The following is a 562-nucleotide window of genomic DNA, read 5'->3' on the forward strand; positions in this document are numbered from 1 at the left end:
GCGTATGAGGTTCCGCGCGGCGAAGCGGCGCAGGTCATGCACGTGTAGATCCGCCACGCGTGCGGCCTTGCACGCCCCGACCCCCGGGGCGCCTACAGGTCCTCTACTTCGATCTCCTCCGTGCCGGGAATGTCCCGCCAGACCTTCTTCAACTCGCCACCGCAGTGCGATAGCCGGGAATCCTTCATTTAAGCACGGAGATTTTTCCGACGACCTCTCCTCCACGGGTGTCGATCCGGTAGAAGTAAAACCCGGAAGCCAGCCGCCCTCCGTGCTCGTCCCGCCCGTCGATCCTCACGTCGTGATAGCCCACGGGAGCATCCGGCTCCTCGAGGAGGGACCGGATCATGCGACCGTTCAGGTCAAAGAGACGAACCCGCAGGGGGCCACGCTCTGTTGTGACGAAGGTGAGGACGGCCTCGGGATTGATCGGATTCGGCGAGACCCAAGCGGCGAGCTTCCCGGCTCCGGCGTTGACCAGAACGTCCATTGGCGCGCGGAAGATCTCGCCCGTGGAGAGGCGTCCCTCGAGGGTGATCGTGACCGGAGTGTTCCCGCGGAG

General features: G+C 64.8%; 1 protein-coding gene. It reads right to left on the reverse strand.

The features are described from left to right. Window positions 1-184: 184 nt before the first annotated feature. A partial coding sequence (locus tag E6K76_12280; protein ID TMQ56708.1) for a T9SS type A sorting domain-containing protein occupies window positions 185-562 on the reverse strand: 378 nt, incomplete at its 5' end.

It is taken from the genome of Candidatus Eisenbacteria bacterium, assembly GCA_005893275.1.
GTDB lineage: Bacteria > Eisenbacteria > RBG-16-71-46 > SZUA-252 > SZUA-252 > WS-7.